Source organism: Nocardioides oceani (genome assembly GCF_030412965.1).
Taxonomy (GTDB): Bacteria; Actinomycetota; Actinomycetes; order Propionibacteriales; family Nocardioidaceae; genus Nocardioides; species Nocardioides oceani.
The window spans coordinates 206,872-214,642 of record NZ_JAUHJQ010000001.1; the positions used below are offsets into that span (position 1 = coordinate 206,872).

Annotated in this window: 6 protein-coding genes; 3 read left to right on the forward strand and 3 right to left on the reverse strand. The window is 74.4% G+C overall.

Annotated features, from left to right (window positions below; genetic code table 11):
- Positions 1–82: 82 nt before the first annotated feature.
- The 3 genes from QWY28_RS01050 (at position 83) to QWY28_RS01060 (ending at position 3,833) form a co-directional block, all read left to right on the forward strand.
- On the forward strand, positions 83–880 hold the full coding sequence (locus tag QWY28_RS01050) for a hypothetical protein (protein WP_300950448.1): 798 nt from the start codon (positions 83–85) through the stop codon (positions 878–880).
- Between the two features lie 258 nt (positions 881–1,138).
- Positions 1,139–3,109 (forward strand): amidase family protein, encoded by a 1,971-nt coding sequence (locus QWY28_RS01055; RefSeq protein WP_300950449.1) that lies wholly within the window; start codon positions 1,139–1,141, stop codon positions 3,107–3,109.
- A gap of 76 nt (positions 3,110–3,185) precedes the next feature.
- The gene (locus QWY28_RS01060; protein ID WP_300950450.1) at positions 3,186–3,833 is read left to right on the forward strand and encodes an HhH-GDP family DNA glycosylase; all 648 of its coding nucleotides are present in this window, start codon (positions 3,186–3,188) and stop codon (positions 3,831–3,833) included.
- A 13-nt stretch (positions 3,834–3,846) separates the two neighbouring features.
- On the opposite strand, the gene QWY28_RS01065 is transcribed toward QWY28_RS01060, so the two are convergent.
- From QWY28_RS01065 to QWY28_RS01075, 3 genes are all read right to left on the reverse strand, one after another.
- A complete protein-coding gene (locus QWY28_RS01065; protein WP_300950451.1) occupies positions 3,847–5,475 on the reverse strand; it encodes an alkaline phosphatase D family protein in 1,629 nt (542 codons plus the stop codon).
- Between the two features lie 140 nt (positions 5,476–5,615).
- Positions 5,616–7,073 (reverse strand): hypothetical protein, encoded by a 1,458-nt coding sequence (locus QWY28_RS01070; RefSeq protein WP_300950452.1) that lies wholly within the window; start codon positions 7,071–7,073, stop codon positions 5,616–5,618.
- Positions 7,074–7,156: 83 nt separating this feature from the next.
- A partial coding sequence (locus QWY28_RS01075) for a hypothetical protein (protein ID WP_300950453.1) occupies positions 7,157–7,771 on the reverse strand: 615 nt, incomplete at its 5' end.

The window sequence follows — 7,771 nt, forward strand, 5'->3', positions numbered from 1 at the left end:
CCGCGCCCGTGACGTCCCTCACCCGAGGGCTCCGCGGGGCGGCCGCGGAGGCGCCCAGGGAGGGTCGGTACCGTCGAGAGGGATGGCTGACGAGGACACCACCAGACCCGATCCCGGGCTCGACATCGACTGGCTCAAGACGATCGCCGGCGCGCTCGCCGCGATCACGACGGCCGTCCTGCTCTCGACCCTCGGCGCCGCCGGCACGCTCATCGGCGCCGCACTGGGCTCGGTCGCGGCGACCGTCGGCACCGCCGTCTACAGCCAGGGGCTCGCCCGCTCGAAGGCGCGGCTCGCCGCCGTCCAGGAGCAGGCGTTGCACAAGGTGGGCGCGGCGCAGGAGGAGGTGCGCCGTGCCGCCCGGCGCGGGGACGCCTCGCGGTTGCCGCGGGCCGAGGCCCGGTTGGCCGAGGCCGCCGACGCGCTCGACCCCTCGGACGAGGAGACCCCGGCCGAGGCGGCCACCCCGTCGTGGCGGGAGCGGCTCGCCGTGCTCCCGTGGAAGCGGATCGCCCTCGTCGCCGGCGGCCTGTTCCTGCTCGTCGTGGTGGTGATCAGCCTCTTCGAGGCGCTCACCGGCCGCACGGTCTCCTCCTACACCGGCGGCTCGGACTCCGACGGCGGCACCTCGATCACCCGGATCACCGGCGGCGGGTCGTCCGACGACGCCCCGGACCGCGACGAGGCCCCGGGCCCGGGCGAGCCGAGCGACGGCGTCGAGCCGACCGACGGCGCGACCCCCTCCGGCGAGCCGACCGACGCGGCGCCGACCGAGGAGCCGGCCGAGGAGCCGTCGGACGAGCCGACCCCCGAGGCCCCGACGCCGACCCCGCCCGCCGAGCCGAGCGTCCCCGTCCCCAGCCCGACCACGGCCCCCTGACGGCCCCCTCAGCGGCCACGGTCGTCCGGCGGGTCAACAGCAGGTAAAGGAATTCCTGCGGCGCAGGCCGCTCCAAGCGGACCTCACCACGAAAACTGGCCCGATCGACGACGGATCCTCCGGTGACGCGGAGGGCGAGCCACCCCCGAACGGGTGAGCGGTCCCGGGCGTCGTGACCTGGCGGAAACACGGCGCAGGTCGACTTCGGCCGCGGCCCCCGCCTCGAGGGAGGCCGCTCCCCTCGTCTCGAAGGACACCATGTCGACTCTGCCCCGCCGGTCCCGTCTCCGGCAGCACTCCCGTCTCGTCCGCGTCGCCGGCGCCGCCGCCGTCGCGGCGTCCCTGTCCACCACCGCGCTGCTCGCGCCCACCGCCGCGACCGGCGCCGCCCCCGCCCCGACCACGGCGGTGGCCGCGGCGTCCCCGACCACGCTGCCGGGCGGGCTGGAGCTCTCCACGGCGAGCATCGAGGACCTCCAGGCCGGCCTCACCGCCGGCGCGTTCACCTCCGTCGACCTGGTCGAGGCCTACCTCGCGCGGATCGACGCGATCAACTACCACGGCCCGCGGCTCAACGCCGTCCGCCAGCTGTCCAGCACCGCGCTCGCCCAGGCGGAGGCCGCCGACCGGGCGCGGGCGGCCGGTCAGGCGGAGGGTCCTCTGTTCGGGATCCCGATCCTCGTCAAGGACAACATCGACGTCGCCGGCCTGCCGACCACGGCCGGCAACGTGGCGCTCGCCAACTCCTACCCCGCCGCCGACGCGCCGCTTGCCGCCTCGCTGGAGGAGGCCGGCGCGATCATCCTCGGCAAGCTGAACCTCACCGAGTTCGCCAACTACATGACCAGCGGGATGCCGGCGGGCTACAGCTCGCTGGGCGGCCAGGTGCTCAACGCCTACGACCTGTCCCAGACCCCGAGCGGGTCCAGCGCCGGCTCGGGCGTCGCCGCGTCGACCGCGATGGCGGCGGCGACGGTCGGCACCGAGACCTCCGGCTCCATCCTCAGCCCGTCCAACGCCAACTCGCTGGTCGGCATCAAGCCGACCGTCGGGCTGATCAGCCGCACCGGCGTCATCCCGATCTCGGCGTCCCAGGACACCGCCGGCCCGATGACGCGCTCGGTGTACGACGCCGCCGCCGTCCTCACCGGCCTCACCACCGGCGCCGACCCCGAGGACCCGGCCACCCAGGACGAGGTGTCGGAGACGTACGACGACGTCGACTACACCGCGAGCATCGACGACACCGCCCTCACGGGGGTCCGCCTCGGGTACATCGCCTCCACCAACGAGACCTACCTCGCCGCGCTCGACGTGCTGCGCGCGCAGGGCGCCGAGCTGGTCGAGGTCACCGCGCCGGCGAACACGACCGCGCCCGGCATCCTCACCTACGAGTTCCGCCGCGACCTGAACGCCTACCTGTCCCGGCTGCCCGCCGACGCACCGATGACGTCGCTGGCCGACATCATCGAGTACAACTCCGAGCACGCCGCGGTCGCGCTGAAGTTCGGCCAGACCCTCCTGACCGCCTCCCAGGACGTCGACCTCGCCGACCCGGCCACCGCGGCGGCGTACGAGGCGGCGCGCGAGCAGGGCCTCACCGAGACCCGGGCCGCGATCGACGCGGTGCTCGAGAGCAACGACGTCGAGGCCATCGTCAGCAACGCCGGCACGACGGGGATCGGCGCGCGCGCCGGCTACCCGTCGCTCACCCTGCCCGCCGGCTACACGCCCGCGAACCGTCGCCCGGTGGCGATCACCTTCCTCGGCGCCCCCTACACCGAGCAGAAGCTGATCGGGTTCGCCTCCGACTACGAGGCGGCCGCCGACGTCTGGCGCGCGCCGGAGGAGATCAACCCGACCGCCTTCGCCTGCACGCCGCTCGCGCACCCCGACTCCGCCGCGTCCTGCGACGAGCCGACCGAGGTCGACACGCCCGCGCGCAGCGTCACCCTCGCCACGCTGGTGCGCGAGCAGGTCCGCACGGGCCAGCGCGGCAAGGTGCGCGTCGCCGTGGCGGCCGGCTCCACCGTCCCGACGGGCCGGGTCCGCGTGACCGAGCGCGGCGCGACGGTCGGCTCGGTCCGGCTGAACGGCGCCGGCCGTGGCGTCGTCACCCTGAAGCCGCTCGGCGTCGGCAAGCACCGGCTCGTCGTGACGTACGTCGGCAAGGCCGGCGTCCGCGCCTCCTCGGACAAGGTCACGCTTACCGTGCGCAAGCGCCGCTGACCCGCTCCAGCCCCACGCACCAGGGCGGCGACCGATCGGTCGCCGCCCTGGTCCGCGTGCGGGGTACCGCTCCGGCATGGCCGCCCCCGACGTACCCCGCTCGACCGTCCGGGCGCTCCTCGACCGGCACGGCGTGACGTACGCCGAGGACGCCGGGATCGCGCTGGCCGACGAGCCGGCGCCGTTGTGGCAGCTGCTCGTGCTGACCCTGCTGCTGTCGGCGCGGATCCGGTCCGAGGTCGCCGTGGCGGCCGCCCGCGAGCTGTTCGCCGCCGGCTGCACCACGCCCCAGCGGACGCGGGACACCGCGCGCCGGACCCTCGTGGCCGCCCTCGGGCGGGGCGGCTACCGCCGCTACGACGAGCGCACCTCGACCCAGCTCGGCGAGCTCGCCGCGAAGGTGCTCGACGACTGGTCCGGGGACCTGCGCCGGATGCACGAGCAGAGTGACGACGTGCCGGCGCTGGAGGCGGCGCTGCAGGAGTTCACCGGCATCGGCCCGGCCGGCGCGGCGATCTTCGTCCGCGAGGTGCAGGGCGTCTGGCCCGACGTCGCGCCGTACGTCGACGGGCTGGCCGCGCGGGGCGCCGACCGTCTCGGGCTGCCCGTCGCGCCCGAGCGGCTCGGCGCCCTCGTCGACCCGGCGGACCTCCCCCGCCTCGTCGCCGGGTGCGTGCGAGCCGCGCGGAGCAAGGCGGTCGTCGCGGACGTCCGCCCGCGCTGACCGCCCCGCCAGGTCAGCGCGTCCGCTCGGGCTCCAGGTCCTTGCTCCACAGCACCGCGCCGGTGAGGTCGCGCAGGCTGGCAGTGAGCAGGCCGTCCCCGTCGATGGCGACGTGGCCGAAGAACTGGTTGCCGGCCCGCGGCGACTCGTTGGGGGCCGCGGCGTGCTTCTGGAAGACCACCTCGGGGCCGAAGGTGCCGTCGAGCTCGTTGGGGCCGAAGGTGCCGGCGGCGATCGGCCCGGCCACGAGCTCCCAGAACGGGTCGAAGTCGGTGAAGCCGGCGCGCTCCGGGGAGTAGTGGTGGGCCGCGCAGTAGTGCACGTCGGCGGTGATCCACACGGTGTTGCGGACCCCGTGCCGCTTGAACGCCGAGAGGACCGCGGCGATCTCCTGCTCCTTGCCGAGCGGCTGCCCGGGGTCGCGGTTGGCCAGGCTCTCCTGGTCGACGGGGCCGTCCGGGACGACGACGCCGATCGGCAGGTCGGCGGAGATGACCTTCCAGGTCGCCTTCGAGCGGCGTACCTCCCGGATCAGCCAGTCGACCTGCTCGGTGCCGAGGATCGAGGTGCGCTCCTGCTCCAGGCCCGGGGTGTTCGGGTCCTTGAAGGTGCGCATGTCGAGGCAGAAGACGTCCAGGTGCGCGCCCCGCTCGATCTTGCGGTAGATCCGGGCCGGCGCGAACCCGTGGCCGCGGTCGTCGGCGGCCCGGTCGCGGCCGCCGCGGGAGCGCGGGTCGGCGATCGGCATGTACTCCTGCCAGGCCCGCCGCCCCCGCGCCGCCAGCACGTCGACGCGCCGCTCCTGGGTGTAGCGCGGGTCCTCGAGCACCTCACCGGGCCACCAGTTGTTGGTGGTCTCGTGGTCGTCCCACTGCGCGATGACCGGGACCTCGGCGTACATCGCCCGCACGTTCTGGTCCAGCAGCGTGTAGCGGTGGCGGCCGCGGAACTCCGCGAGCGTCTCGGCGACCTTGGCGACCTCGGGGATGACCAGGTTGCGCCATACCTGCCCGTCGGGCTCGGTGACCGACTCCTGGATCGGGCCGTCGGCGTAGATGGTGTCGCCGGCGTGGACGAAGAAGTCGGGGCGGGTCTCGTGCATCGCGCGGTAGCCGACCAGGCCGCCGAGGTCGGGGTTGATCCCCCAGCCCTGCCCGCAGGTGTCGCCGGCCCACACGAAGCTCGTCGCCGCCTCGTGAAGGCTGGCGGTGCGGAAGCTCGCCCGCATCGCGCCGCCGAGGTGGCCGTCCTCGTCCTCGAACGCCAGCCGCACCTCGTGCTCCCGACCCGGGCCCAGCCCGTCGAGCGCGATCTTGGCGGTCAGGTCGCTGTCGGGCGTCGCCCACGGGCCGCGGACCCGACGGGTGCGCCGACCGCTCATGACCTCCGCGACCAGCCGGCCCGGGCGCTGCGCCCGCGCCCAAAGCACCGCCGAGCGCGACGTCACGTCGCCGGTGGCCACCGCCATCGGCGTACGTCGCCCGGCGCGCACCAGCGGCGTGGCGACCGGCGCTCCCGGGGCCGCCGTGGCGGCCGTGGCCGTCCGGAGGTCGAGGCCGGCGGCGCCGGCGAGCGCGGCCGCGCCGACGGCACCGGAGCGGAGGAACGAACGACGAGGGAGGTCCTGCCCGAGAGGATTCATGGCCCTCACGCTGTCGGGCGCCGGTGAGCCCGTGGTGAGCCGTGGATGAGCCGTGGGTGGCGGCGCGGTGACCGGCCGGCGACGCACTGCGAACGGGTCCCCCGACAGCCGCAGCGGCGCGTCCCCGCGGCCGCCACCGCTCAGCCCCGGGCCGCTCCCATCCCCAGCAGCGCGGCCAGCCCGAGCGCGCTGCGCGGGGCGTACGCCGTGCGCCACAGCCCGCCGTGCGCCGCGGCGTACGCCTCGTCCTGCCAGGGGTGCTCGTGGCGCGGCCCTCCGCCGGTGTGGAGGTCGTGGACGAGCAGCGCGGCCATCAGCACGTTCGAGGTCGAGGGGTCGAAGACCTCGACGCCGAAGCGGTGGGCGCCGGCGTACGCCGCGGCGAGCGCGCGGTTCTTGACCACCGAGCGGGTGCGGGTCGGCGGCGCGACGTTCATCGACACCGTCGCGCCCTCGTGGCAGGCCACCGTCGCCCGCCAGCGCTGCAGCCGCTTGGCCAGCGCGTAGTTGGGGCCCTGCTGCGGCACCAGCGAGTCGTTGATCCCCGGCTCGGACCCCGGCGCGTAGGGCCGGCGGAGCAGCCGACCGCCCGACGCCGCGCGCAGCGGCCGGCCGAGCGTCTTGCTCGTCCGCGACCGCGTCTCGTACCGCTCGGTCGCCTGCGCCACCGCGTCCGACGGCACCCCGAACACGTCGGTCGGCGTGGCGAGGAACGCCAGCGCCACGTCGTCCCGGCTGCTCAGCAGGCGGCGGCTCAGCTCGTCGACGGCCGTGCTGACGCGGACGTTGGTCGCGCCGTCGGCGTAGACGTAGTTGCCGACCACCAGCGTCCCCGGCTGCGCCCCCAGCCACTGCGCCAGGGCCGGTACGTCGGCGAGCAGGTCGGCCCCCGGCGTCTCCCCCGTCCCGCCGGCCACCGGCGCGACGACCGTGCCTGCGCCGGCGCTCGCCGTCTCGGCCACCCGGTCCCAGAGCCCCGCCTTCGGCAGGTCGACCGCCGCCACCCGCGCGCCCCACCGGGTCAGCGCCTGCAGCGGCCCCATCTCCGACGCCGCGCCGATGACCGCGACCGTGTGCCCCTCGAGCCGCAGCCAGTCGGGGTTGTCCAGCACCGCGCCGACCGCCTCGGCCACCGACGGCTCGACCACGCCCGCCTCGACCCACCGGTCGACCTGCCGCCTGATCTCGTCGCCACGCAGCCGGTCACCCCGGTACGGCAGCACCAGCTCCTCGACCGGGTCGGCCGTGCCGGCCACCTCGACCTGCTCGAAGCCCGTGGTCTCCTCGGCGGCCGTCGGCCACTCGGCCAGCGGCACCTCGCCGCCGGCGCCTAGCACCCGCATCCGTCCGTGCAGCGAGTCGAGCCCCGCCCGCGCGATCCCGAGCGCGTCCTCGGGAGCCCCGAGCCCGGCCTCGACGAGCCGCCGGAAGTAGTCGACGTACTCCGACCGCCACGCCGTCTCCCGCTCCGCCGCCCGCGCCCCCACCGGGTCGGCGGCGTTCAGCGCATCGGCCACCACCGCCCGCCCCACCGCGGTCGTGCTGCGCCGACCTTCGTCGTCGCTCGGGAACACCAGTCCGTGCTGCTCGTCGGCCATGGGCGACATCCTGCCTCCGCTCTGCAGACTCGGCCCCTCCGCCCTCGGAAGGCCACCGAGGGTCAGCCAGAATGCGCGGCTCGTCAGTAGGCGAAGACGTGAGCGCTCAGCACGTCGATTTCCCGACGTGGGTCTCCGAAGAAGGCCCCGAGCCGGCGTGCGACTGTCTGGAAAGGACGCTCCCGCGGAGTGCCGTCCTCGCGCCAGTTTTTCCACGGGACGACGAGAAACAAGTGATGGGCGTCGGGAGCCACATGCGCCTTCCAGAGGTCCTTCAGGTCGTGGTTGTTTGTGATCGTGCCGCCCCTCTCAACCTCGGCAACGATCCCCCGGCCGTCGTCCATCCGATAGAAGAAGTCCGGACGCGCTTGGGTTACCAAACCCATCTGAGGCGTCAGCACTATTTCTTCTTTGAACCCGAGATCTCGGCACAACAGTTGCTGAAAGTGATCTTGGATCGACTTGCTCTTCGCCCCGTGAACGTGGATGCGGGCCAATTCGTCCCGAGTCTCCTCGATGTGCCTGAACAGTCGACCAGCCAATTGATCGACCGCAGCCAACTCCGCCGTACGACTTGGCGGAACGGTTGCCTTGACATGCCGTACGTACCCGTCCACCCGGCGCAGCTTGACAGCCGCATCCACAAAGAAGCTAGTCGGTCGCGGACCTATCGCTTCAAGTCGGAACGACGAACGGCC